The organism is Bartonella sp. MU70NMGDW, from assembly GCF_042194085.1.
In the GTDB taxonomy this organism is placed as follows: Bacteria; Pseudomonadota; Alphaproteobacteria; order Rhizobiales; family Rhizobiaceae; genus Bartonella; species Bartonella grahamii.
The window spans coordinates 1-2,512 of sequence record NZ_JBHIMK010000177.1 but is presented as its reverse complement, the minus strand read 5'-3'; the positions used below and the strand labels follow the sequence as shown (position 1 = coordinate 2,512).

5 protein-coding genes are annotated in these 2,512 nt (G+C 43.4%); all 5 read left to right on the top strand.

Translation table 11 applies throughout. From position 1 onward, the window contains the following. Nucleotides 1–759: phage tail sheath family protein (locus tag ACFIKE_RS09370; protein ID WP_375649532.1), on the top strand; the 759-nt coding region annotated here is incomplete at its 5' end. After that, on the top strand, nt 759–1,265 hold the full coding sequence (locus ACFIKE_RS09365; protein WP_017196251.1) for a phage major tail tube protein: 507 nt from the start codon (nt 759–761) through the stop codon (nt 1,263–1,265). The genes ACFIKE_RS09370 and ACFIKE_RS09365, both read left to right, overlap by 1 nt. A 2-nt stretch (nt 1,266–1,267) precedes the next feature. Continuing rightward, nucleotides 1,268–1,555, top strand: a complete 288-nt coding sequence (locus tag ACFIKE_RS09360; RefSeq protein WP_208433180.1) for a phage tail assembly protein — start codon at nt 1,268–1,270, stop codon at nt 1,553–1,555. Between the two features lie 38 nt (nt 1,556–1,593). Next, complete coding sequence (locus ACFIKE_RS09355) at nt 1,594–1,665, top strand: GpE family phage tail protein (RefSeq protein WP_081485993.1); 72 nt, start codon at nt 1,594–1,596, stop codon at nt 1,663–1,665. Next, the coding region (locus tag ACFIKE_RS09350; protein ID WP_375649528.1) for a phage tail tape measure protein at nt 1,662–2,512 on the top strand (851 nt) is incomplete at its 3' end. The genes ACFIKE_RS09355 and ACFIKE_RS09350, both read left to right, overlap by 4 nt.

Sequence of the window (2,512 nt, the reverse complement as noted above, 5' to 3'; positions counted from 1 at the left end):
AATGGAACTGGTGCAACTGCCAACCCCGTCGCAGCAGAACTCATTGGCATTGCTGAACGCCTACGCGCTATTGTGGTTCTTGATGCACCAAACAGCACAGATGAAGCAGCCCTTAGCACAGCAAAGGATTTTGATTCAAAGCGCGTCATTCTTATTGACCCTTTTGTAAAGGTGAATCGTTATGGAAAAATTGTAGAACAGCCAGCAAGTGCAGCAGTTGCTGGTGTCATTGCTAAAACTGATTTTACACACGGTTTTTGGCATTCTCCTTCAAACAAAGTGATCAATGGCATTGTTGGAACTGCACGCCCCATTGATTTTTCCATTGGTGATAGATCAAGCCGTGCCAACCTTCTTAATGAACAAAACATCACAACAATTATCCGCGAAAATGGTTATCGCCTCTGGGGTAATCGCACCCTTTCAAGTGATACAAAATTTGCTTTCTTATCGGTGGTGAGAACCGCAGATATGATCAATGATGCCATTTTGCGCGGGCATCTATGGGCTGTCGACCGCAATATCAAAAAAACTTACATGAATGACGTGAGTGAAAGCGTTAATGCCTATTTGCGTGATCTAAAAGCGCAAGGCGCCATTCTTGGGGGGCATTGTACGCCTGATCCAGAATTGAATACAGCAAGCGCTATTGAAAGCGGCAAAGTCTATTTCAATGTCGAATTCACACCAACAACACCAGCAGAACATATCACTTTCCGTTCACGCATTGTAAATGATTACTTAGAGGAGATCTTTTAATGACTGTACCAGTTTTACCAAGGGTTCTAAAATATTTTAACATTTTTGTCGACGGCATTCCCTATCAAGCAAAATGTGAAAGCGTAACACTACCAAATTTGAGTTTGGTCGTTGAAAGTTATCGCGGTGGCGGCATGGATAGCTCCATTGAGGTTGATCTTGGTCTTGAAACCCTCATCCTTACCATGACCATTTCTGATTGCTCTCCAGAGTTAATGGCACTGTTGGGACGTTCTGATGTTGACATCTCATTACGCAGTTCGATGCAAGCCCAAGGCACACCCGCAGAAGGTGTTGTCATCACCATGAGAGGGATATGCAAAGGCTTTGAAATGGCAGAATGGCAACCGGGAAGCAAAGCAACTTCTACGGCGACCTTCACATTGCAGTATTTCAAATATGTTCAAAAAGATATGGAAATTGTTGAGATAGACGTCCTTAACTTGGTGAGAAAATTCAATGGCGTTAATCAATTAGCAGACCATAGAGCAAATATAGGATTATAAAAATGACAGTCCAAACAAGCATTACACATAAATTACTTATACCTGTTACATTTGAAGGAAAAGAACACACCGAAATCACCTTACGGCGCCCCAAAACAAAAGATGTGCAAGCAATCGATAAGAAGGAAGGCGTTGAACAAACAATCGCTATGGTTTCGCGCCTTTCTGAATGGCCACATGAGGCTGTTGGTGAACTCGATATTGATGACTTATCAAGCATTGGGGAGATTTTGGAGTCTTTTATCAAGCGGCGGGACACCTCGACTGGGAAACCGCCGCAAAACTCATAGCCGATATTGCCATTGTTTTTCATTGGTCCCTTTCGGACATGATGGAAATGGAACCGCAAGAGTTAATATTCTGGCGAAAACAAGCAGCAGAAAGGTATAAGACAAAATGAGTGAAAAAGTTGCTGATGCAAAGGTGAAATTGTCTCTTGAAGATAAACTCACTGCACCTCTTAAACATCTTCAAAAAAAAATCGATACATTGTCAAAAACACTCTCACAGAGATTGAGTATTCCTCGCTTTTCTGCTGCGGTAAAAAATATGACGGCAAGCCTTAAAGGCGTTCAAGGTGCCCTGGGCACAGCAGCAAACCGCGCTTCAGTCTTTACTGGTGCTTTAGGATTTGCTGATGGTGGTCTTGTAGCAAGCTTGACCGCCGTCACCATGAAAACCATGAATATGGGCGATAGTCTTCACCATGCCTCACGACATTTAGGCATGAGTGTTGCAGCACTTCAATTATGGGGCGATGCAGCGGATAATTCAGGATATTCTGCCGAACTCTTTCAACAATCCTTAGCGGTTTTAAATAAGCGTTCCGCACAAGCATATGCTGGACAACAAAGAGGCATTATGGGGTTTGAGGCGCTTGGTATTTCTGTCAAAAACGCCTCGGGAAAACTCAAAACAAATTCTACCTTGTTGGAAGAAATTGCCGATAAGATGAGTAAGATGAAAAATCAAGCACAAAGACAGCATATTGCTTCTCTGCTGTTTGGTGGTGATGGCAAGGAAATGGCCGCCATGCTTGCACAAGGGATGGCGCCCATAAAAGAGCTCTTTGCAAAGGCTAGGAAAGGAAAATGGCTGATAGGTGCCGATGTTGCACGCTATGCAGCAGATTTAAGTGACAAGCTTGGTGCCTTTAAGAAAAAAATAGAGGGTATCGCGAGCTTTATTGGCGCGCGTTTCATGCCCGTGATCAATGACATGATTGACGGTTTTTCTCGCCTGATTGA